Consider the following 22188-nt stretch of genomic DNA (forward strand, 5'->3'; position numbering starts at 1 on the left):
GCCCTGAACCACGCGGCGCCGTGCCTTCAGCGTGCGGCGGGCGCCGCTGCTTCGCGCCACCACTGGCGGGACAGCGCCGGGGCGCGGATGTCCAGCCGCTCGCCCATCGCCGGCGCCACCAGCGGCACGCCGGCCGCGGCGGCCAGCGCGGTGATGCGCTCGAAGGGCTCGGTCCACGGGTGCAGCGACAGGTCGAACGTGCCGTTGTGGATGGGCATCATGTGGCGCCCCTTCACGTCCCGATGGGCCTGCAGGCTCTGCTCGGGCTGCATGTGCACGTCGGGCCAGTCGGCGTTGTAGGCGCCGGTTTCCACCAGCGTGAGATCGAACGGGCCGAAGCGCTCGCCGATGGCCTGGAAGCCGTCGAAGTAGCCCGTGTCGCCGGTGAAGAAGATGCGGGTGTCGGCCGTCATCAGCACCCACGACGCCCACAGCGTGCGGTTGCCGTCCGACAGGCTGCGCCCCGAAAAATGCTGCGCCGGCGTGGCCACCAGGCGCAGCCCGCCGAGGGTGGTGCCCTGCCACCAGTCGAACTGCTGCACCTTGGCCGCCGGCACGCCCCAGGCGATGAGCCGGTCGCCCACGCCCAGCGGCGCGACGAAGTGCTCCACCTTGGGCGCCAGCTTCAGGATCGCCGCGTGGTCCAGGTGGTCGTAATGGTCGTGCGAGAGGATCACGCCCGCGATGGGCGGCAGGTCTTCGATGGCCAGCGGCGGCGCATGAAAGCGCTTGGGACCGAGAAACTGCACCGGCGAGGCGCGCTCGGAAAACACCGGGTCGGTGAGCCAGAACCGGCCGTCGAGCTTGAGCAGCAGGGTCGAATGCCCCAGCCGCCACAGGCTGTCGTCCGGCGCCTGCAGCAGCGCGGCGGTGGTCAGGGGCTGCACGGCGATGGGCCGGTCCGGCACCGTGTCCGCGGGCTTGCCGAGGGCGAAGCGCCACAGCACGCCGAGCATCTTGAGCGTGCCCAGGCGGTGCCGGGGCGCCGCGTTGCGAAAGCGCCCGTCGGCGAACTGGGGCGACTGGCCGTACGAAGCGGCCGGCGATTCGGAACAGGAGGACATGCGGTAAGCCATGGCGATGAAGGGAGTGAAGCAGCCGGGAAATCCGGAACATGCGGCGAGGCAGGGAGCAAAGCCTTCGCAAAAACTGCACTGCACAGTGTAGTGTTCCGATCAAAAAAGTAAACTGCCCAGTGTAAAATTTTGCCTATGACCGCCACCGCCCCGCCGCCCTCCCGCCTGACCGACCGCAAGCGCCATGCCATCGTCCAGGCGGCGATCGGCGAGTTCCGCGAGCACGGCTTTGCCGGCACCAGCATGGACCGGGTAGCCGCCGTCGCCGCGGTCTCCAAGCGCACGGTCTACAACCATTTCCCCAGCAAGGACGACCTGTTCGCCGCCATCCTCGGGCAACTGTGGGACCGCAGCCAGTCGCTGGCGGCCCCGGGGCACGATCCGAAGCGGCCCCTGCGCGCGCAGTTGCTGGAGCTGCTGGAGCGCAAGATGGCACTGCTGGGCGATGCGGCGTTCATGGACCTGTCGCGCGTGGCCATGGCCGAGATGCTGCACACCCCGGCCCGCGCGCAGGCCATGGTGGCGCGCCTGGGCGAGAAGGAAGAAGGCGTTACCGCCTGGGTCCACGCCGCGCAGCAGGCCGGCCGCCTGCGTGGCGGGGTCGATCCGCAATACGCCGCGCACCAGTTGCAGGGCATGGTCAAGGCCTTCGCCTTCTGGCCGCAGCTCGCGCTGGGACAGCCGCCGTTGACCGCGGCGCAGCAGCGGCAGGTGCTGGACGACACGGTGGACATGTTCCTGGGCTTCTACGCGGTGCCCGGGGCAGGAGCCAATCCCGCCGCTGGATGAAGCAAGGCCCGCGGGCGGGCTACAGCAGGCCCCGTGCCGCCTCCATCACCCGCTGGGCAAGCCGCTCCAGCCGGGGCGGCTGCTGCGCCCAGCCGTGCCAGTACAGGGCCACATCGGTCGCCGCATCGGGCAGCACGTCGATCAGATCGCCGCGCTCGATGGCATCGCCGATCTGCAGCTGCGGCACCATGCCGTAGCCCAGCCCCAGCCGGATGGCCGCGACGAAGGGCTCCGATGCCGGCACGTAATGGCTCGGATAGGCGCTGGCCTGCAGCCCGAACGCATTGAGCAGCGCATGGGCCTGCAGCGGGTCCTTGCGGTTGAACACCACCGTGGGGGCCCGGCGCGCCGAGGCCCGGGTGATGCCGCGCGGCCCGAACCATTGCGCGGCGAATGCGGGAGAGGCCACCAGCCGGTAGCGCATGCGGCCCAGCGGCTCGGCCGTGCAGCCGCGCATGGCATGCGGCTGGGCCGACACGCAGGCGTGGGCCAGGCCAGCCTCCAGCAGCGCGTGGGTGTGCTCCTGGTCGTCCACCACCAGCTCGATGGCGATGCGCTCGCGCTGCAGCGCGCCCGACAGCGCCGGCAGCAGCCAGGTGGCGAGCGAATCGGCGTTGACCGCGAGCGTGACGGCGAAGAACGCATCCGCGTCCCCATCGCCGCCTGAGAGCCCCGCCAGCAGGTCTTGCTCCATGAGGCGGGCGCGCTGCAGGTGCTGCAGCAATTGCCGGCCCGCCCGGGTGGCGCGGCTGGGCCGCCCGCGCACGATGAGCGGCTGGCCCAGGCGCGTCTCCAGCGCGCGCACGCGCAGCGACACCGCCGAGGACGTGATGTGCAGCGCGGCGGCGGCCTGCTCGAAGCTGCCCGCCTCGGCCACGGCGAGAAAGGCCTCGCATTGTTTTGAATCCAGTGCCATGGCGCCTTTGGGGTTGAAAGCTGAGGAATTCTCAGCCAAGTCGATATTTTCCCAATTCAAGATGGGATTCGATACCGGCCCCAGACAATTCGCCGATGTTGTCTTCCATCACCCCTTTCCTGCACGGGTTCGGCGCGGGGGCCGGCCTGATCATCGCCATCGGCGCGCAGAACGCGCACGTGCTGCGCGTCGGCCTGCTCGGGCGGCACGTGGCCCTCACGGTGGGCACCTGCATCGCCATCGACGTGATCGCCATCGCCGCGGGCGTGGCCGGCATGGGCGCGCTGATCCAGGGCCAGCCCTGGCTGCTGGCGATCGCCCGCTGGGGCGGCGCGGCGTTCCTGGCCTGGTACGGCCTGGGGGCGCTGCGCCGTGCGCTGCGGCCCGATGGCGCACTGGCCGCCGGCCTGGGCGCGCCGGGCGCGGGCCCCACGGCGCGGCAGGCGCTCGCGGCGGTGCTGGCCGTGTCGCTGCTCAACCCGCACATGTACCTGGACACCGTGGTGCTGCTGGGTGCGCTGGGCGGCCAGCAGCCGGCGGGCCAGCAGCTGCGCTTCACGCTGGGCGCCACCACGGCCTCCACCCTGTGGTTCCTCACCCTCGGGCTGGGCGCGCGGCGGCTCGCACCGTGGTTCGCCCGGCCGGTGGCCTGGCGCTGCCTGGACGCGGGCATCGCGGCGGTCATGTTCTCGATCGCGCTGTTCCTGGCCTTCACCCCACTGCATTCCACCCCATGACCGCACCCCTCCTGTCCACCCGCAGCATCACGCTCGCCACCCTGCCCTCCCTCTACGCCGTCGCCCGGCTCGCGCCGCAGGCGGCCATTCCGCCGTGGGCCGATGGCGAGGGGTTCGTCTCGATCTCGCGCAGCGGCGAGGAGCTGTCGATCACCTGCCTGCAGGCGCGCGTGCCGGATGGCGTGCAGGCCGACCGGGGTTGGGTGGCGTTCCGTTTCATGGGGCCGTTCGGCTTCGGCGAGACGGGCATCGTCCTGTCGGTGATTCGCCCGCTGTCGGAGAACGGCATCGGCATCTTCGTGGTCTCCACCTTCGACGGCGACCACCTGCTGGTGTCGCAGGCGGACGGCGAACGCGCCTGCGCCCTGCTGGCCGCCGCGGGCCACCGGGTGGTGCCGGCGGCCGGCTGAAAGGACACGGGCGGGCGGGGAGCGAAGCGAAGGCGGGCAGAATCGGCCGGGTCGCCGGCTTGGGTTTTCCTCCCTCTCGCAGCCGGCCCCTTCGCACCGGAGCCCGCATGACCATCGCATTGCCCAAGGACGTCCACCAGCAGGCCGTAGCCTCCATCGAGCGGTATTTCCGCGAGAACATGGAAGAGAAGATCGGCAACATCGCCGCCAGCGGCCTGCTGGGCTTCTTTCTGGAGGAGATCGGCCCCAGCGTCTACAACCAGGCCGTGGCCGACGTGCAGGAGCGCCTGCAGCAGCGCGTGGCCGAGATCGATATCGAAGTGCACGAAGACGAATTCCGGTACTGGCAGAAGTTCGACCGCGCAGCAAAAAAGGGCCGGCCATGACCGCGCTGCTGCGCACCGCCCGGCCCGCCGACGCCCCGGCCATCGCCGCCCTGCACACCGCCAGCTGGCGGTTCGCCTACCAGGGCGCCTTGTCCGAGCAATACCTCGCCACGCACGTGGAAACCGACCGGCTGGCGCTCTGGACGCAGCGGCTTCAATCACCGCAGCCGCCCGCGGGGCAGCACGTGATCGTGGCCGCCGAAGGCGACCGCCTGCTCGGATTCGTCTGCGCCTACCCGGGCGAAGACCCGGTGTGGGGCAGCCTGCTGGACAACATCCACGTGAGCGCGCAGGCGCACGGGATGGGCATCGGCGCGCAGCTGCTCGCCGCCGTGGCGGACCACTGCACCGCGGCCTGCGCCGAGGCGGGGCTGTATCTCTGGGTGCTGCAGAGCAACCTGCAGGCGCAGCGCTTTTATGCCGCCCACGGGGCCGCGAACGTGCAGGCTGACGATTGGGACGCGCCCGGCGGCACGCGGGTGCCCACGTTCCGCTTCGCCTGGCAGGCGGGCGCACTGCCCGTGTCCGGGCGGCCGAAGCCCCCACGCGGCGCGCCGGCCTGAGCCCTGCGGGATAATCGGCCCTCGCCCGCCTTCCGTCGCGCCTTGTTGCCCCCGCCTTTTGCGCGGCCGCCCTGCCCCACACCCATGCCCGCCTCGACCCCCCGCGTGCTGGCCGTCATCCCGCCGATGACGCAGCTGAACACGCCCTACCCCTCCAGCGCCTACCTGACGGGCTTTCTGCGCTCGCGCGGCGTCACCGCGTTCCAGGAAGACCTGGCGCTGGCCCTGGTGCTGCGGCTGCTCTCGCCCGAGGGCCTGCAGGCCGTGGCCGCGCGGGTGCAGGCCCTGCCCGAGGCGCAGCGCAGCCCGGCGGTCCAGTCCTTCGCCGCGCAGCAGGACCGCTACCTCGCCACGGTGGCGCCGGCCATCGCGTTCCTGCAGGGGCGCGACTCGACGCTCGCGCACCGCATCGCCGGGCGCCACTACCTGCCCGAGGGCCCGCGCTTCGCCTCGCTCGACGTCTATGTGGACGACGAGGGCGGCGACCCGCTGGGCTGGGCCTTCGGCGCCCTGGGCCTGCACGACAAGGCCAAGCACATCGCCACGCTGTACCTGAACGACCTGGCCGATGTGCTGCGCGATGCGGTGGACGAGCGCTTCGAGTTCGTGCGCTATGCCGAGTCGCTGGCCGGCAGCCAGCCCACCTTCGATCCGCTGGCCGACGCGCTGGCTGCGCCGCCCACGCTGGTGGACGAGATGCTGCAGGCGCTCACGCACGAGGCCATCGCGCGCCACGCGCCCGACGTGGTGCTGCTGTCCGTGCCGTTCCCCGGCTCGGTGTACGCGGCCTTTCGCATCGCCCAGGCCATCAAGGCGCGCTACCCGCACATCGCCACGGTGCTGGGCGGCGGCTTCGTGAACACCGAGCTGCGCGAGCTGGCCGAGCCGCGCGTGTTCGACCATTTCGACTACGTGACGCTGGACGCGGGCGAGCGCCCGCTGCTCGCGCTGCTGGAGCACCTGCAGGGCCAGCGCGGCCGCCAGCGCCTGGTGCGCACCTTCGTGCGCGACCCCGAAACGCGTGCCGTGCAGTACGTGAACATGATGGAGGCCGACATCGCCTTCGCCGAGGTGGGCACGCCCACCTGGGACGGCCTGCCGCTGGACCGCTACCTCTCGCTGCTGGACATGCTCAACCCCATGCACCGGCTGTGGAGCGACGGGCGCTGGAACAAGCTCACCGTGGCCCACGGCTGCTACTGGAAGAAGTGCAGCTTCTGCGACGTGAGCCTGGACTACATCAGCCGCTACGAGGGCGCGAGCGCCGCCGTGCTGGCCGACCGCATCGAGCAGATCGTGCGCGAGACCGGGCAGACCGGCTTTCACTTCGTGGACGAGGCCGCCCCGCCGAAGGCCCTCAAGGCGCTGGCCACCGAGCTGATCGAACGCAATGCCGGCATCTCGTGGTGGGGCAACGTGCGGTTCGAGAAGACCTTCACGCCCGAGCTGGCCGAGCTGATGGCCGACTCCGGCTGCATCGCGATCTCGGGCGGGCTGGAGGTGGCCTCGGACCGGCTGCTGCAGCTCATGAAGAAGGGCGTGTCGGTGGACCAGGTGGCGCGCGTGACGCGGGCCTTCACCGATGCCGGCATCCTCGTGCACGCCTACCTGATGTACGGCTTTCCGACGCAGACGGTGCAGGACACCGTGGACGCGCTCGAATACGTGCGCCAGCTGTTCGCCAACGGCTGCATCCAGAGCGGGTTCTTCCACCGCTTCGCCTGCACCGTGCATTCGCCCGTCGGCAAGAACCCCGGGGAGTACGGCGTCACGCTCGCGCCGCTGCCGCCGGGCGACTTCGCCAAGAACGACGTGGCCTTCATCGATCCCACGGGCGTGGACCACGACGCGCTGGGCGGCGCGCTGAAGAAGGCGATCTACAACTACATGCACGGCATCGGGCTGGACGAGGACGTGCGCGCCTGGTTCCCGTTCAAGGTGCCCAAGACCACCGTGGCGCGAAACCGCATCGAGCGGGCTTTGCGGGCGGCATAGGAAACGTTGCGGCCATCACCTGTGGCTGCGCAGATCAGTCGGCAAGGCAGCCTGCGTAAACTACGCAGATTCCAGCTTCCCTCTGCTCCATGACCTTCAATTTGCGCCAGCGCTCTCGTGGGACGGGCCACGCTGCACTTCCTCCCCGCGCCTGGATTTTCGCGGCGGCGCTGGCGGGCCTGGCGTCTGGCGTTTTCGCCGATCAGGGCGCCAAGGGCGCTGCACTGCAGCACCCACAGCCCGTCGCGCCCGACCCTGCCTTCTCGAAGCCTGCGACTGAAAACCTGGCAAGTCCTGAAATGCTTCGGGCCTTCTTGACGGAGCTTCGCCAGACAAGGCGTCCGCAATCGTTTTGCTTCGTGCAGCAGGTGTTCCCGCCCTCCAATGCCGACCCCCAGGGATCTGCCCTGGTGTGGATGGAGTGGATCACCGGATCGCGTCTCTACCGATTGCGGGTGCGTGCACCACAGCCATCCGGCGCACCGAGCGCTGCACAGGACATTGACGCCGCAAGCCGGGGAATGGGGCTGGCGAACGGAAAGTCGGTCAACCTCAAGGCCGATGTGGTGGCGGATGAGGCGGCGGTCGGCTCCAGCACCTACCTCGTCACTCGGGCCTGGGTGGACCGCATTCGGGACCAATGCCGGCTCATCGGCACCGTCGTGCGTGTGCCCGCATTTCGGCCATCGAATCCCTGAAACCCGCCACGGCGAGCACTCAACGCTCCCCTGCCGGCTTATCGGCGCTCCTGCGAACACGCTGCACAAAAAAGAACCGCTGCGTGTCCGCTCCTGCTCTCTCCCGTTGACCCTTCTTATGCCCAATGCCCTGTTGAAGTTTTCCTACAACGCCCCTGTACCCAGCGTATTGACGCTGGTGGTGGGAAACAAGCTCCGCGTCAAACTGGAGGCCATCGACAAACGCCAGAAACTCGTCGCTGTCAGCGACATCCCTCACTTGCTGGACGTGAGCGGCACCCACAACAGCCGCGCCGACTCATGGGCCTTCGTGATCACGGCCATGCGAGAAGGCAATGCCAAGCTGGCCATACAGGTGCAGCAAGGCGCTGGAGCGCCCATGCTGACCATCACCCCTCCACTGGTCAACATCACCATAAAAAAGCAGGTGTCGTTGCCTGATGCCGCATCGGACGTCGGCATGCTGGTGCGCCTCTTTCTGGCAGAGGCACCCGCTCCGCAGACGTGGCCCGACACGGGAGTGACAGATATCGAGGACGCCAAGCAAGGCATGCGAATGATGCGGCGCGTTCTTCACAACAGGCTCAACTCGAAAAAACCGCAGGACTTTGGAGCCCCCAACGCGCGCAGCATCACAGACATCGTCCGTGCCAGCACCCACGGCGTGCAGTTCCTGGGATTCGATCAGTATCCCAAGCTGGGCGGGGGCCAGGAACAAACGATCAACGGGGTGCTGGCGCTCGTGAACGACGCCACCAACCTTCGCTGGAATGCTCAGTACACGGCGTTCTACAACGCTGCGCTCGAAGTGGCCACGGAAAACCTCGCACCCGATCCCAGTCCCACGGGTCTCTTTGGCTGGCGCACGGCCCGCTCGGGAGCACCGTCTCGCGATTTCAGCGAGTTCAAGACGTCAGGGGGCAATACGTTCTTCACGCATGCGATCCAGCGGATCAGCCAATGAACGGAGTCCTCGTAGAACGCAGGCAGCAGTGACAGCAGCGGTGTCTGCCGCCGCCCGTAGCGCAGCGCATTACCGCTCGATCATCTCCCGCACCTTGGCAGCCAGCGCGCCCACGTCGAAGGGCTTGGTGATCACTTCCATCCCGTATTCCAGCAGGCCGTTGCCCACGGCCGCATTTTCGGCATAGCCGGTGATGAACAGCACCTTGAGGCCGGGGCGCGTCACCCGGGCGGCGTCCGCCACCTGGCGGCCATTCAGGCCGCCGGGCAAGCCCACGTCGGTGAGCAGCAGGTCCACGCGGCGTTCGGACTGCAGCACGTGCAGGCCCGCCGGCCCGTCGCCCACCGAGATGACGCGGTAGCCCAGGTTTTCCAGCTCTTCGGCGATGAGCCCGCGGATGATGGATTCGTCCTCGATGACCAGCACCACCTCGCCCTCGCCGCGGTGGCCGTCGATGGCCGGCAGCTCGGGCACATCGGGGTCGGCATCGCCCAGGTAGCGCGGCAGGTACAGGCACATGGTGGTGCCCTCGCCGGGCACCGAATAGATGCGCACCTGCCCGCCCGACTGGCGCACGAAGCCGTACACCATCGACAGGCCCAGGCCCGTGCCCTGCCCCATGGGCTTGGTGGTGAAGAAGGGGTCGAACGCGCGCGCGGCCACATCGGGCTCCATGCCCGCGCCGGTGTCGGTCACGCACACCGAGATGTACTGGCCCGGCGCCAGCTCGCGCTCGGTGGCGGCCCGGTCGTCCAGCCATTTGTTGGCGGTCTCGATGGTCAGGCGCCCGCCGCGGGGCGACATGGCGTCGCGCGCGTTGATGCACAGATTGAGCACCGCGTTCTCCAGCTGCGACGCATCCACCCGGGTCAGCCACAGCCCCCCCGCGCCGACGACTTCCACCTCCACGCCCGGGCCCACCGTGCGTCGCACCATCTCCTCGATGCTGCCGATGAGCCGGTTGACGTCCACGGGCTTGGGGTCCAGCGTCTGGCGGCGCGAGAAGGCCAGCAGGCGCTGGGTGAGGGACGCGGCGCGGCGCACCGAGCCCTGCGCCATGGCGATGTACCGCTCGGCGTTGTCGAACTTCTGCAGCGCGATGCGCTTTTCCAGCACCTGCAGGCTGGCGCTCATGGCGCCCAGCAGGTTGTTGAAGTCGTGCGCGATGCCGCCCGTCAGCTGGCCGATGGCCTCCATCTTCTGCGACTGGCGGTATTTGGCCTCGACCTCCATCAGCTCGTGCGTGCGCTGCGCCACCGCCTGCTCCAGCGACTCGTTCACCTGGCGCAGCTGGGCCTCGGTGCGCGCGCGTTCGGCGGCAGTGCGCGTGCGGGCGGCCACCTCGCGCATGAAGGCGATGTCTTCGGCCGTCCATTCGCGCACGTGTTCATGGTGGGCGAACAGCATGGCCACCAGTTGGCCGTGTTCCACCACCGGCATGTTCATGAAGGCGCGGGCGCACAGGGCCTCCAGCGCCTGTGCCCGGTCGCGGGTGCGCGCATCGCCGCGCACGTCGGCCACGCACACGGATTCGTCGCGCGACAGGTCGTCCACGAAGCCGCCGAAATCGGGCAGGTGCAGCACGGGCGCGAGCGGATCGCAGCCGGGCGCCATCCAGTCGTGGTGCACATGCACGGCCTGCGCGGCGGCATCCACGGCGCCATAGCCCGCGCGGCTGACCTTCAGGGTACGGCCCAGGGTTTCGGCCGCGGCCAGGCAGACGGCGTCCACGCTGTCCAGCGACCGCAGCTGGTCGGAAAACCGCGCCAACGCCTCGCGCCGCGCCTCGGCCGCCATGCGCTCGGTGATGTCCACGCCCTCTACGAAAATGCCGGTCATCGCGCCCGAAGCGTCGCGGATCGGCTGGAAGACGAAGTCCACGTAATGCTCGAGCACAGGCCCGCCGGGCTCGGCCTGGCGCGCATAGCGGGCGGCATGCGCCGTCAGCGCCTCCCCGCTGGAATAGACCCGGTCCAGCAGCTCCACATAGCCCTGCGCGGCCGCGTCCGGCAGCGCCTGCGCCACGGTCAGGCCCAGCAGGGGGCGGTGGCCCACGAGCCGCAGGTAGCCGGGGTTGGCGAGTGCGATCCGGTGGTCGGGCCCCTCCAGCATGGCCATGAAGCTGGGCGACTGCTCGAACAACTGCGCAAAGCGCTCGCGCTCGCCCTTGAGCTGCCGCTCGGCCTGGACCTTGGCGGTGGTGTCCACCACCAGCGCGAGTACGCCCACGGGCTGTCCGGTTCCGTCGAGCAGCGGCGAGTAGTCGAGGTTGATCCACACCGGCTCGGCGCGCCCGTGGAGTTTCAGCACGAACTCCTGGTCCCGGTAGCTCAGGGTGCCGCCGGCCAGGACGGTGTTCACGACATGGCGGTTGAACTGCGCCGCCTCGGGCCAGGCATCGCCGATGTGGCAGCCCAGCAGTTGCGGGTGGCGCTGGCCCGAGAAGGCCGCGTAAGCGTCGTTGTAGATGAGGATGCCGGATTCACCCCACAGCGTGGCCATGGGCATGGAGGCCCGCAGGATGGTGGAGATGGCCCACCGGATGTGGTCCGGCCAGGCCGCCAGGGGGCCGAGGGGCGTGGCGGCCCAGTCATGGCGGGCGATGCGCTGCGCCATCTCGCCGCCGGAACTCAGAAACGCGGGGGGCTGTTGGGTGGGGATGCCGCTGGACATTGGCACGGTTTCCTATTGATCGAAAGCGACCCGCCGGGCACCCGGCAGGATCGTGTGGCGTCCCATCATACGAACGCGCTCCCTTCCTGGATTACTCCTGAATTCATAGCATTGCGCCATAGTATTTATTGCGGTGAATGGCATTTTCAATGGGATACATCAAGCACAACGGAGAAACGATCGTCCTGCCTTTGCACAGCGTTCAGGGGGGCGCTCAGCGGCCTGGGGCCGGGCGCTTCGGTGCCGGGGGCGGCGCCTGCGGCTCGTCGTCGCTGAAGATGCGCCGCAGGGTTTCGCCGATGCGGGCGCCGATGGCCGTGCCGACGCCCGGCGCCACCGCCGTGCCCACGGCCGCCCCGGCCATCGCGGCCGGCGGCAGGGTCAGGGTGGTGTCGTCCATGGTGCCGCCGAATTCGAGCGGAATGCCCACCACGCCATCCACCAGGTCCACGGCCACATGGCCGCTCACCCGCCGGTTCTGCAGCACCGCATCGCCCGTGGCGCTGAGCACGCCCGAAGTGGCCTTGAGGTCGCCGAAGCGCACGATCGTGCCGCCCTCGTCCGCCTCGGTCCGCACCACGCCCTGGAGGCTGTCGAGCTGCGTGGTGCCGCCGCGCTGGGTGCCCACGGTCTTCACGGCCCGCTCCAGGTCGAAGGTGAGCAGCCGGGCGCGCGCCACCGTGAACCGTGTGCGGGTGTGCAGGGCCTGCACCGCCTCGGCCGGATCGGCCCCCTCGGCGATCAGGTCGGTGTGGCCGCTGGCCTTGCCGGCCACCACGGCCCGGCGTTCGAAGGCGGCCATCAGGCCCTCGATGTCCACCCCCGTAAAATCGATGGCGCCCGTCACGCGGTAGCGGCCATTGATTTCCTGCAGGCGCAAGGTGCCCTGCTCGGTGCGCCCGCCGGCGGACACTTCGGCGCGCCACCGGTCCTCGGCGCCTTCGCGCGTGATGGCCATGCGCGTGAGCACCGGCGCACCCGGGCGCTCCAGCCAGGCCTGGCGGGGGCGCCATCCGGAGTCGAATTCGGCACTGCCGGCATAGACGAGCGTCCGGCCGTTGCGGCCGACCCAGCGCACCCCTTGCCACTCGGCCCGCTCCAACGGGATCGGGCCCAAAGTGAAAGAGAGCGGCATGGGGGTCTCGCTGCCCCCGGCGTCGCGCACCTGGAATTGCGACAGCGACGCCTGCGCAATGGTCGCGTTCTCCAGTTGCAGATCGGTGAGTGCCAGGCGCCGGCGCAGCAGATCGCCCCAGCGCACCCCGGCCGAGATGCGCTCGGCGGTCAACGGGGCCTTTTGTTCGGTGCGCACGTCGCGCAGTTCCACGCGCGGCGAGGGAAACAGCGACCAGTGCAGTTGGCCGACCGTGACGGGCACCCCCAGCCGTTCGGTCGCGGCATCGCCCGCGCGGCGGGCCAGCTCGGCCTCGGACGGCCACCAGACCGCCACGGCGCCCGCACACACCAGCGCCACGGCAGTGGCGCCCAGGGCAATCCAGCGAAGGCGATGGCGCGGCATGTGCGTGAGGAACGATCCAGAAGGTGAAAAAGCCCCGAAGAGGGGGCGCGATGCGCTGCGGCGCTGATGAGCAACGTTATCGCAGGCCCCTGCCGCCGCAGGTCGGCTCTTTCCTACTCGGTTGTGGGCGCAGGGGCCGAACCGGGGAGCCGACCCCTCGGGCGGACCGCCCCGCAATGACCCTAAACTCGCCCCCGCCCACCCGGCCGCTCCCCCCAAAAAACAGCACCCGCCCAACGCGGTGCCCATCCACTTTCAGGAGACCTTCCCGTGCCTTCCCCCTACTTTCCCCGCTGGCGGGTGACCACCGCCGCCCAGGGTGCCGTCGTCGCCCCCGACGAACGCCTGCCCTGGGGCCAGACCGCCGTGATGGGCGTGCAGCACGTGATCGCGATGTTCGGCGCCACGGTGCTGGCGCCCATCCTGATGGGGTTCGACCCCAACGTGGCCATCCTGATGAGCGGGCTGGGCACGCTGATCTTCTTCGTCATCACCGGCGGGCGCGTGCCGAGCTACCTGGGCTCGAGCTTCGCCTTCATCGGCGTGGTGGTGGCCGCATCGGGCTACGCCGGCCAGGGCCCCAATGCCAACATGGCCGTGGCGCTGGGCGGCATCGTGGCGTGCGGGCTGGTCTATACCCTCATCGGCGCGCTGGTGCAGGCCATCGGCACCGGCTGGATCGAGCGCTTCATGCCCCCCGTGGTGACGGGCGCGGTGGTGGCGGTGATCGGCCTGAACCTGGCCGGCATTCCCATCAAGAACATGGCGGCCAACAACTTCGAGAGCTGGATGCAGGCCGTCACCTTCGTGTGCGTGGGCCTGGTCGCCGTGCTGACGCGGGGCATGGCGCAGCGCCTGCTGATCCTGCTGGGGCTGATCGCCGCCAGCGGGATCTATGCCGTGTTCACCAACCTGCTGGGCTGGGGCAAGCCGATCGACCTGTCGGCCCTGGCCGCCGCGCCCTGGCTGGGCCTGCCGCACTTCACGGCGCCGGTGTTCAGCGGCCCGGCCATGCTGCTGATCGCGCCCGTGGCAGTCATCCTGGTGGCCGAGAACCTGGGCCACATCAAGGCTGTGACGGCCATGACGGGCCAGAACCTGGACCGCTACATGGGCCGCGCGTTCATCGGCGACGGCATCGCCACCATGGTGAGCGGCAGTGCAGGCGGGACCGGCGTGACCACCTATGCCGAGAACATCGGCGTGATGGCGGCCACCAAGATCTATTCCACCGCCGTGTTCCTGGTGGCGGGGCTGATCGCGCTGCTGCTGGGCTTCAGCCCGAAATTCGGCGCGCTGATCCAGGCGATTCCGCTGCCCGTGATGGGCGGCGTGTCCATCGTCGTCTTCGGCCTCATCGCGGTGGCCGGCGCCAAGATCTGGGTGGACAACCGGGTGGACTTCTCGGACAACAAGAACCTCATCGTGGCGGCCATCACGCTCATCATCGGCACGGGCGACTTCACGCTGAAATTCGGCGACTTCGCACTGGGCGGCATCGGCACCGCCACCTTCGGCGCCATCGGGCTCTACGCGCTGCTGAACCGCCGGCGCTGACCCCTCCCCGAAGGGCGCCGAGGCGGCGCACCGGACAACGAACGGGTGCGGCCTCAGCGCCGCACCAGCGTCCAGACCAGTTCCAGCCCCGCGGCCAGCAGATCGAAGCCGTCGCCCGCGCCGGTCAGCCGCTCTCGCTCCATCTCGCGCCGCTCGCGCGAATGCACGCGCTCCAGGGCCACCAGCGCATCGGCCACGTCGGAAGGCCCGGGCGCGGCGGAAGCCGGTACGGCCCGCGCCGCACTGGCGTGGCGGTTCAGTGCCCGGTCCACCGCCTGCGGGTCCAGCAGCGACAGGGCCGAACGGCAATAGGGGCAGGCGTGGTCGTTGCGAATGTCCACCGTGCCGCCGCAACTGGTGCACTGGATGGTGCCCACGCGCTCGGCCAGCGCATCGATCTCCGCCATCGACAGGTGCCGCACGAACCCCTTTTCCACCATGAGCGAGCCGAAGGTGCTGAACCGGCCGTGCCCCGCGGGGCAGCGGAAGGTCTTGTAGCGCCCGCCCTTGGCCACATCGAAGCCGGGCTCCAGCGCACGCGGGCAGTGCGGGCATTGCAGCCGCGGCGCCACCGGATGGCGCGCGTCCCCGCGGTGTTGGTGCAGCAGCTCGAACAGCGCCACCACCCCGGCCGGTGCCAGGCGCGTGTTCTCCCGCGGGTCGAACCACAGGCCCTGGCAGGCAAAGCACAGGTCCAGCTCGATGGTCTCGCTGCCGTGCGAGCGGAAGCGATGGGACTCAGCCGGTTGCCGGCAGGAGGGGCAAAGGGACATCATGGGCATGGTGGCGTGGATCGTACTGCCGGGCACGCGCCTTGAAGGCGACGGTGATGCCAGCCAAGGAACCGCTCAAAACATGCAAGTTCTGCCTGCGCTTGCGTGCTGCCATGAGGTGGGTTCAGCACCATGCCCCCCCGCGCCCGGGACATGGCCGCGAAGGTGTTTGCCGTGTCGGTGTCGTACGACAAGACGCGGCAACGACGTCAGAAGGTTCTGTTAGCCGCTCTAAATTAGTCCTGGAACTGATTTATGAAAAACAAAATTGCATCTTGACTTGTAGATGTAATCATCAGTGAATATTTTTCCAAAAAGCAGACGTGAAGTGCATTTATTTTATCTTCACCGCTTGCACTTTGAGGATTTTTAAAACTGGAACAGAAAAATCCCCTAACATCTTTCCCATTTTTCATATTTACCACAACATTCTCTGAATCTTTTTTATCACTGAATTTTCTTAGAATGATTGTATATATTTCTCCGTTATAGTCTTGGCAATTTACTGAAACGCGATCTTTTCTATCATCATCGCTATAAGCCGATTTAACACATCGGCCACTCGGTATCATAGATTCAATTCTCGAATGGCTTTTGAGATAAAAAAATAGAAGAAATGCCACCATCAGAGAAGCCAGCAATCCCATAAACAATATATATTTTATCTTCATAACTACAGACCTGGAATGTGCTCTAGACCTCCGGCAGAAGCCCCAGGAGTTTCCATCATTATTTTTTAATTTCACCAGTTTTTGACAGCTAATGTGCAGCGTGGTGTTCTTGATACTCACCGGCCCTCATCGTTTACCTTATTGCCATCAATCAGCATGGAGAAAAAATAAACAAGGCTCACATCGCCACCAAAAATGGTGATTTTTTTATTTTTCAGATAAATAAAATTATATTGATTGCCATTTTTTCTAGAGATATATTTCACTTAATATCCATAAGGTGTATTCTCCACGGCCCTATCCAAAACACCCTCTTTATCGTTTGGCGCGTTAACTATTTTTTCAAAATTTGAACTTTCATCTATGCCAAGCGCCACATCTTCTCCCGTCGAGAGCAAACATCTAAAACGATATCGTTTTTCTTCGGACGGCATACAACCTATAGGCAAAGCGTAATTCTGATTATTAATCGCTATAATTTTATTTTTAACATCGGACTTGGCAAGCGCCGCAATGGCGCACGTCGTTAAAAATATTGAGATAATTAATTTCTTCATGGCTTAGAGCGTATTATGAACTTTGTTCAGTGAGAGCAAAGCCGCGAGTAGAGTTTGCGGATGTCCCGCAAGCCCTATCCAACGGACGTCAGCGATGAAGAATGGAGCTTCCCTACACCCTATCTGACCCTGATGGACCAACACGCTTCCCAGCGAGAGCACGATCTACGGGAAGTCTTCAGTGCTGGCTGGGGCAGGAAGTTCATAGCACGCTCTAATAACTATTTCATCTTTATCAACTCAATTTTTGGCGTGCAAGTGTAAGAATACTGCAAATCGGGAAATATGGCTGTTAATTTCATATGCGTCGGATTACCAGATTTACCCTCATCTGCTGTCAATTTGTCCGCCGTCATCACCATTACGGCATTATCATCGACAATTTTTGCCCGAATTATACTTAAATGATTTAATTCATCCTTCTTTTGCTCATTCAGATAATGCGGCGATTTTTTTGTAAAAAAAGCATTCTTTTTGGCAGCATTTATTAAATCGCCTAGACTACCTTGTTGAGGCGAAGTATTTTTCAAATCAGCCGATCCAATTAATAATGAAAAAGCGAAGCCATCACCTTCAAACCTCCCATTTTTATACTTTCCAGTTTCTGCGATCCACGCGTATTCGGGACGTTCGACAGTCCTCTCAACAACGTTCCATTGCCATATTTTTTTTGGATTTAATATCGGAAATCTTGCAAAAATATAATCCTCAGAAAACATGGCAGAACAATCAATATCATTACGAAATTTCTCAGCCTTGACATTAAAAGAAGTCAAGAAAACAATTGCAAAACAAATTAATTTAATCATTTCCGAGATCCTCTTCGTTGCCTCATTTTATTCGCCAATTCCATAATATCATCAGTATCAGCAGTAGGCGCCGCGCCTCTTTCCTGCAAATCTTTAAAATACATAGGTGAGTCACACCCATATCCCTTTGGGATTTCAGAACTTTTCCACATCGATTCTTCTGGAATATAATCTGAAGGCGTTTTAACATCCTTGCCAGGCTCTTTATCCCCAGGCTGACAAGTTAACTTATTTTTGCTCCATTTTTTACAATATTGCGTGTAGTCATAAGGGCTCGCTTGTTTCCAAACTTTTTCGTTCGGGTTAACCACGTCATAAACCTTGTCTAATGGATGGCTGGGCGCCTCAAGCATCCCCGCAGTCTGCGCATCAATTGATGCTTGTCTATTCACCTCACCCCGTTTAACAGCGCGTTGGTGGGCATTGCCTGTCAAACCCAGTGGATCAATATAAGTAGTTGGCCTGTCAACATAACGGTAGAGGTTGCTTCCACCTGCCAATCCAATCGGATCTTGCGTAATGTATTGCCCCAGGTGGGGGTCGTAATACCGGAAGCGGTTGTAATGCAGCCCCGTCTCAGCATCCAGCTGCTGGCCCTGGAACCGGATGTTCTGCTCGATCCGGTGCGGGTTGTATTCCTCCTGCACGTCTCCCCAGGCACCGTAGCTGGCCGCCCACGTCACTTGCCCCGCCTTGTCTCCATTGCCATCCACCAGCCCGATCGGCGTGCCCAGGTGATCGCACAGGTAGTGCCGGATCGTGATCGGGTTGTCCTTTGCCTGCGCTTTTGTCTCGGCCTGCAACTGCTGGACGCTGCCGGCCATGATCTGCGCCAGTTCCCGGGGCATGTGGCTTTGCGCCCGGGCCAGTGCCTGCGCGCCGTGGGTGGGCTCCAGCACGGCTTGCAGCGCTGCCTGCACCATCTCCCGTTGCGCACGCGGCATGGCCGCGAAGGTGTTGGCTGCATCCGTGGTGTCTTCGCCGGGCTCCGCGCCCAGGCCCATCAGCGTCTGCATCGCATCCTTGGCCCCTTGCCTGCGCTGCAGCTGCAGCAGCGGCACGAAGCTGGCCGGCTCATAGACGGTGTGCCGGATGCCTTTTTCATCCTGCGTGTGCACCAGCCGGTCGGCGTCCCAGCCGTAGTGGGTGGTGTCCTCCCGCCCTTCGCGCACCACGGTCTTGGCCAGGCGCCGCCCGAAGGCGTCGTAGCGGTAGCGCGCCACGGGCGCATCGCCTGTCTCGCCCGGCGCCTGCTCGGAGACCGCCGCCAGTTGGTGCAGCGCGTCGTATTCCAGCCGCAGCGTGCGCCCATCGGCGTGCTGCGCCTGCACGCGGTTGCCGAAGGCGTCGTAGCGGTACTGAAGGATTGCCCCGTCCACTGCGCTGCTCCAGCCGATGCGGTTGCCCGGCCATTGCTGCACCGGCCCGCCCGCGCGGCCTGGCGCGCTGTCCGGCGGCGCCAGCAGATCGAAGCCGGGGTCGTGCAGGTTCTGCTGCACCTGGCTCGCCCAGTCCTGGCGGTCCGCTCCCGGGGCCGCGTCCTGGCCCAAGAGGTCGGGCAGCCGGTTGCCTGCCGGATCGAGCCGCCAGCGCCGCTGCTGCACGCCTTCGGCGACCGCATGCGCCACGCCGGTCAGGCGCTGGTGCACGTCGTAGTGGTAGCGCGTGGCATCCAACGGGGTCTGCACGCCCACCAGCTGGCCCAGCGCGTCGTAGGTGTAGCGGCGCACGGGCAGGGTCCCCAGCGGGCCCGATGCCTGCGCCGCTCCTGTTGCCGTTGTCCGGGGCAGCCCTTGCCAGTCTTGCTGCAGCAGCCGCCCCATGGGGTCCAGGCGCCGGGTCTGGGTGACTGCGGCATGGACCCTTTCCGCGCCGCTGTCCAGTTGCAAGGTGCGTGCGACCTCGCGGTGCAGGGCATCGCGCTCGATGGCCAGCACCGGGGTCTTGTCCAGCAGCAGCCCGTGCACGTGGCCCGAGCCGTAGGCCAGCCAGTCCAGCTCGCCCAGGCCCTGCAGCTGGCTGCCCAGCCGCTGCCCGAGCGCGCCCAGGCGGTGCGCGATGCGGTGTTCGAATTCGGGCTCCGCCTCGCCCCCCAGGTGGGGCGTGGCAGGCGCCTGCCGGTACAGGGTCTGCGCCTCGCCCGTGGCCCGGCCGAAGGGGTCGCGCTCCAGGGCCACGCGGGTGTCGGCGATGAGGCGCTGGGCCTGCAGGCGCTGCGCGGCTTCGGCCAGGGCCGGATCGGGCTCTGCGGTGGAGCTTGCGCCCAGGGCCAGCAGGGCTTGCAGCAGCGGGGCGGGCAGGTCCAGCCATTGATCGCCCAGGGTCTGGAGGTGGGTCTGGGGGTGGGGTTGGCCCTGCGCGGCCGCCCAGGGCAGGTGCGCGGTCCAGGTGCGGGCCGTGGCGAGGGCGCCGCGGTCGTCGTAGGCGTAGGCCTGGATCTGCAGGCTCTCGCCGCGGTCATGGGCGCTGGTGTCGTTGCCCTGTGCGCTGTGCACGCCCGGCGAGCGCACGAGGACGCGGGCCACGATGCGCCCGCCCGCATCATGGTGGTTGCGGCTCCTCACGGTGGCGCCCAGCCCTTGGGCGGCGGCGCCTTGCACGCCCGGGTGTTGGCCCTGCCCGTGTCCGTCGCTCTTGTGCACGAGCTGTCCGGCGGCGTCGTAGCCATAGACTTGCACGCGCCCGTCAAAGCCCACCTCTTGCACCAGCCGGTCCTGCACGTCGTGCACGAAGCGGGTGACGGCCTGGTTCTCGTTGATGAGCTCCACCAGGCGGCCCGCCACGTCGTAGCGCAGCGCGTATCCCCGGCCGGCCTGGGTTTGCGCGATGACGCGGCCCCACAGGTCGTGGCCGTAGGTGACCGAGGTCGTGACGGTGGTGGTCGTGGCGCCATCCCCCACAGGCTGCGCGCCATGCGTGGCCGCCTGCAGCTCGCCGTTCGGTCCCCAGCGGTATTGCACTTGCGTGCCGTCGGGCGCCATGACGCGGGTGGGCCGGCCCGCGCCGTCGTACTGGTAGCGCGTGCGCTGGTTCAGGGCGTCGATGCTCTCGCGCACTTCGCCAAAGGCGCCGTAGTGCCAGGCATGCACCCGGCCCGAGCAGTCGGTGTGGCGCGTGAGCTGCCCGCAGCCGTTGTAGGCCAGTTCCTTGCGCCCGCCCTGCGCGTCGATGACGGCCACGGGCTGGTCGCACCAGGGCCGGGTGGCGGGGTCGATGGCGCCCTCGGCGGTCAGGGGGGCGTATTCGAAGCGGGTGGCGAGGGCCGGGGTATCCAGGCCCTGGGGATCGCCCACGGTCACCTGCAGCAGCCGGCCCCAGGCGTCGTAGTCCATGTGGGTTGGCAGCGCCCCCAGGCCCACGCTCTGCAGCAGCAGGCCGTCCTGCGCCGAGCCCGCTTCGCCCCAGCGCTGGCGGGTGCTGCGCCCGTCGGGGTTCTGCGTGCCCAGCAGCCGCCCGGCGCCGTCGTAGCGCCACCAGGTGGTGCGCCCCAACGGGTCGGTGTGGGCGATGCGCCGGCCCGCGCTGTCGTAGCGGTCGCGCTGCTCGGCGCCATCGGGCAGCACGAGCCGCACCAGGCGCTTGTCTCCGCCCTCGCCTTCGAAGTGGTAGCGGGTGAGCCGGTTCAGGCTGTCGCGCACGCGCACTTCGCTCACTGGCACGGGCTGCGGCACGGGTGGCTGGGTGCCGGGGGCCGGGGTGGCGGGGGGATCGCGGTATTCGAAGACGTACGACAGTCCCTGCTCGTTGTGCTGCTCCACCACGCGGGCGCCGGGCCGGGGCATGGCGGCGCCCTGGTCTTCGTAGAGGTAGGTGTGCAAGGGTCCGCTGCGCACCCGGTGGCGCACCATGCGGTGCAGCCGGTCGTAGCCGAACTCGCGCGTGCGCTGGCCGTCCCGCCCCAGCACTTCGACCAGGTCGCCCGCGCTGTCGTAGCGGTAGCGCACCAGCGGCACCCGGTAGCCCGGGCCGGTGCAGGCCGCATCCAGCGGGTTGTGCACGCAGTCCACGCCGGTCAGCCGCTCGCCGCTGTCCGGGCCGAGCAGCGGGTGGGCGGTGGCGGTGGTTGGGGCCGCGGCGGCAGCCCCCTCCCGCTCGCGGTTGTAGTGCAGCGCATAGCGCCGCCCGCTGCCGTCGGTGATGGCGATGAGCCGCCCGTGCTCGTCGTATCCGTAGTGCTGGCTGCGCCCGAAGCGGTCCAGCACCTGGCCCACGCGGTGGCGCCCGTCCTCCCCCGGCCACAGCAGCCACACGGCGCCGCCGTTGCCCGAGGCGGCGATCACGCACCGGGGATCGCCCATCACTTCAGAGGGAACGTGGGCCCAGCGCGGCTGCCAGGCCCAGGGCTGCAGCTCGGCAGGGGTGCGCGCGAGAGGGGCGGCTGCAAGCGATGTGCCGCCACCGCCGCGCAGGAGCCACAGGTCTTCGCTGGCGCTGTACAGCGCTTGGCCGGGTGCCAACGGCTCGCCGAAGGTGATGGCCCGCCCCCCGGTGTCCAGCAGCACGGTGCGCCCTGCCTCCAGCCGCACGGCGATCTCCATGGGCAGCTTCCAGCCGTAGCCCAGCAGCCCGCAGGTCGCCCCGTGCTCTTCGTTCACGTAGCTGCTGTACTGGCGCTGCCACACGAGCGGCATCGGCCCGGGCAAACTGAAGTCCCGCTCGTCCCCGCCCATCAGCACCTTCGCCCCCAGCGCCGGGTTGACGGGGCTGCCCACCGCCATGCCGCCCGGGCACACGGAGCACGCCACACCCCCCGCCGAGCCGATGAGCACGGTCGCCGAGCCCTGAACGATCGGCCCTCCCTTTTGGGTCATGTCGCCTTGCCGCGCCGCTGGTTTGCCACTCATGCTTTCGCTCTTTCTTGGGGATCGTTTGCCGGGTTCAGGCAAGGGACAGGGGAAGACCTTTGCGCCATCGCATGGGGGTTGAGGCCGTGGCCGTGGCTTTGTTTTTCGCTTTTTTTGGAAGGGCCGCTGCGCGGGGTCAATGAGCAGGCGTTCAGGCAGACCCGGGCTTGGAAACGGCGGCGATCATATCCCGTTAGACGGAAAGTTTTCGGCCCTTGCACGCACACAAAAGTGACCAAAAGTCACAAACA

19 protein-coding genes and 1 pseudogene are annotated in these 22188 nt (G+C 66.9%); 10 read left to right on the plus strand and 10 right to left on the minus strand.

The features are described from left to right. Nucleotides 1-26: 26 nt before the first annotated feature. Nucleotides 27-1064: an MBL fold metallo-hydrolase gene (locus M5C98_RS23505; RefSeq protein WP_272549937.1), complete on the minus strand. Its 1038-nt coding sequence runs from the start codon at nt 1062-1064 to the stop codon at nt 27-29. Nucleotides 1065-1211: 147 nt separating this feature from the next. Between M5C98_RS23505 and M5C98_RS23510 the strand changes: the two genes are divergently transcribed. Further along, on the plus strand, nt 1212-1865 hold the full coding sequence (locus M5C98_RS23510) for a TetR/AcrR family transcriptional regulator (protein WP_272549938.1): 654 nt from the start codon (nt 1212-1214) through the stop codon (nt 1863-1865). Between the two features lie 19 nt (nt 1866-1884). Here the strand turns inward: M5C98_RS23510 and argP are convergent, their stop codons facing one another. Next, nucleotides 1885-2781 (minus strand): HTH-type transcriptional regulator ArgP, encoded by an 897-nt coding sequence (gene argP, locus M5C98_RS23515; RefSeq protein ID WP_272549939.1) that lies wholly within the window; start codon nt 2779-2781, stop codon nt 1885-1887. Nucleotides 2782-2876: 95 nt separating this feature from the next. On the opposite strand from argP, the gene M5C98_RS23520 reads away from it, so the two are divergent. The 7 genes from M5C98_RS23520 (at nt 2877) to M5C98_RS23550 (ending at nt 8534) form a co-directional block, all read left to right on the plus strand. Next, nucleotides 2877-3518 (plus strand): LysE/ArgO family amino acid transporter, encoded by a 642-nt coding sequence (locus M5C98_RS23520; RefSeq protein ID WP_272549940.1) that lies wholly within the window; start codon nt 2877-2879, stop codon nt 3516-3518. After that, entirely contained in the window at nt 3515-3928 is a 414-nt protein-coding gene (locus M5C98_RS23525; protein WP_272549941.1) for an ACT domain-containing protein, read from the plus strand. Before M5C98_RS23520 ends, M5C98_RS23525 begins: the two co-directional genes overlap by 4 nt. 107 nt (nt 3929-4035) lie before the next feature. Then, nucleotides 4036-4314, plus strand: a complete 279-nt coding sequence (locus M5C98_RS23530) for a DUF2164 domain-containing protein (protein ID WP_272549942.1) — start codon at nt 4036-4038, stop codon at nt 4312-4314. Next, nucleotides 4311-4877, plus strand: coding sequence for a GNAT family N-acetyltransferase (locus M5C98_RS23535; protein WP_272549943.1), 567 nt, complete (start codon nt 4311-4313; stop codon nt 4875-4877). Before M5C98_RS23530 ends, M5C98_RS23535 begins: the two co-directional genes overlap by 4 nt. A gap of 84 nt (nt 4878-4961) precedes the next feature. Next, nucleotides 4962-6872, plus strand: a complete 1911-nt coding sequence (locus M5C98_RS23540; protein WP_272549945.1) for a B12-binding domain-containing radical SAM protein — start codon at nt 4962-4964, stop codon at nt 6870-6872. An 89-nt stretch (nt 6873-6961) separates the two neighbouring features. Then, nucleotides 6962-7570: a hypothetical protein gene (locus M5C98_RS23545; protein ID WP_272549947.1), complete on the plus strand. Its 609-nt coding sequence runs from the start codon at nt 6962-6964 to the stop codon at nt 7568-7570. A gap of 118 nt (nt 7571-7688) precedes the next feature. Then, nucleotides 7689-8534, plus strand: a complete 846-nt coding sequence (locus tag M5C98_RS23550; RefSeq protein ID WP_272549948.1) for a hypothetical protein — start codon at nt 7689-7691, stop codon at nt 8532-8534. A gap of 69 nt (nt 8535-8603) precedes the next feature. On the opposite strand, the gene M5C98_RS23555 is transcribed toward M5C98_RS23550, so the two are convergent. Beyond that, nucleotides 8604-11207, minus strand: a complete 2604-nt coding sequence (locus M5C98_RS23555; protein WP_272549949.1) for a PAS domain-containing protein — start codon at nt 11205-11207, stop codon at nt 8604-8606. Between the two features lie 214 nt (nt 11208-11421). Beyond that, nucleotides 11422-12726, minus strand: coding sequence for a hypothetical protein (locus tag M5C98_RS23560; protein ID WP_272549951.1), 1305 nt, complete (start codon nt 12724-12726; stop codon nt 11422-11424). A gap of 270 nt (nt 12727-12996) precedes the next feature. On the opposite strand from M5C98_RS23560, the gene M5C98_RS23565 reads away from it, so the two are divergent. Beyond that, nucleotides 12997-14283: a solute carrier family 23 protein gene (locus M5C98_RS23565; protein ID WP_272549952.1), complete on the plus strand. Its 1287-nt coding sequence runs from the start codon at nt 12997-12999 to the stop codon at nt 14281-14283. A gap of 53 nt (nt 14284-14336) precedes the next feature. Here M5C98_RS23565 and M5C98_RS23570 read toward each other — a convergent pair whose 3' ends face one another. The 4 genes from M5C98_RS23570 to M5C98_RS23585 all read right to left on the minus strand — a co-directional run bounded on the left by M5C98_RS23570 (nt 14337) and on the right by M5C98_RS23585 (nt 16284). Then, entirely contained in the window at nt 14337-15065 is a 729-nt protein-coding gene (locus tag M5C98_RS23570; protein WP_272549953.1) for a zf-TFIIB domain-containing protein, read from the minus strand. 227 nt (nt 15066-15292) lie between these two features. Beyond that, nucleotides 15293-15703, minus strand: coding sequence for a hypothetical protein (locus tag M5C98_RS23575; protein WP_272549954.1), 411 nt, complete (start codon nt 15701-15703; stop codon nt 15293-15295). Nucleotides 15704-15843: 140 nt separating this feature from the next. Then, nucleotides 15844-15993, minus strand: a complete 150-nt coding sequence (locus tag M5C98_RS23580; protein ID WP_272549955.1) for a hypothetical protein — start codon at nt 15991-15993, stop codon at nt 15844-15846. Beyond that, nucleotides 15994-16284, minus strand: a complete 291-nt coding sequence (locus tag M5C98_RS23585; RefSeq protein ID WP_272549956.1) for a hypothetical protein — start codon at nt 16282-16284, stop codon at nt 15994-15996. Between the two features lie 60 nt (nt 16285-16344). Here M5C98_RS23585 and M5C98_RS23590 point away from each other — a divergent pair. After that, nucleotides 16345-16470: pseudogene (locus tag M5C98_RS23590) on the plus strand (transposase); the annotation flags it as partial. Nucleotides 16471-16505: 35 nt separating this feature from the next. Here the strand turns inward: M5C98_RS23590 and M5C98_RS23595 are convergent. Then, on the minus strand, nt 16506-17093 hold the full coding sequence (locus tag M5C98_RS23595) for a hypothetical protein (protein ID WP_272549958.1): 588 nt from the start codon (nt 17091-17093) through the stop codon (nt 16506-16508). Beyond that, nucleotides 17090-21937, minus strand: a complete 4848-nt coding sequence (locus M5C98_RS23600; RefSeq protein ID WP_272549960.1) for an RHS repeat-associated core domain-containing protein — start codon at nt 21935-21937, stop codon at nt 17090-17092. Before M5C98_RS23600 ends, M5C98_RS23595 begins: the two co-directional genes overlap by 4 nt. Nucleotides 21938-22188: the final 251 nt, after the last annotated feature.

Origin of the sequence: Acidovorax sp. NCPPB 3576 (assembly GCF_028473605.1) — a bacterium.
GTDB lineage: Bacteria > Pseudomonadota > Gammaproteobacteria > Burkholderiales > Burkholderiaceae_C > Paracidovorax.